This is a genomic window from Mesorhizobium sp. M5C.F.Ca.ET.164.01.1.1, assembly GCF_004792125.1.
Lineage (GTDB): Bacteria > Pseudomonadota > Alphaproteobacteria > Rhizobiales > Rhizobiaceae > Mesorhizobium > Mesorhizobium wenxiniae.
Genome location: NZ_SRTG01000072.1, coordinates 1 through 529 on the forward strand (window position 1 = coordinate 1; position 529 = coordinate 529).

The following is a 529-nucleotide window of genomic DNA, read 5'->3' on the forward strand; positions in this document are numbered from 1 at the left end:
ATGGCGTAGGGCAGGGGCAGCGGATCGCCGCGCTCGCCCGCAACAGCGCCGACCTCGTCATCCTGCAGCAGGCGGCGATGCGCCTCGGCGCCATCTTCGTGCCGGTCAACTGGCGGCTTGCCGCACCCGAGCGGCAGGCGATCCTGGCCGATTGCGATCCCGCGCTTCTGGTCCACGACACCGGGCTCGATGTGGCGCCGCCGACCGGCTGCGCGCCGCTCGACGTCGCGCGCTTCCAGGCGGCCGTGGATGAGGCCGAGCCAGCGCCGCGTCGCCCTTTGCCGGAAGCAGACCGGCCGTCGATCATCCTCTACACGTCAGGCACGTCGGGCCAACCGAAGGGCGTCATCGTCACGGAGGCCAATGCCTTCGCCACCGCCGTCAATTTCGGCGTCATCGGCCGCGTCGGCCATGACAGCATCGTCCTGTGCGACGCGCCGATGTTTCATGTCATCGGGCTGATCACCAATCTTCGCCCCGTGTTCCTCAAGGGCGGCACGGTCCTGATCTCCTCCGGCTTCGATGCCGG

1 protein-coding gene is annotated in these 529 nt (G+C 69.2%); it reads left to right on the top strand.

Going from position 1 to position 529, the window contains the following annotated elements; all coding sequences use genetic code 11:
* Positions 1–529 (top strand): AMP-binding protein (locus tag EN807_RS32460; RefSeq protein ID WP_145972467.1); only part of this gene is annotated, 529 nt, incomplete at both ends.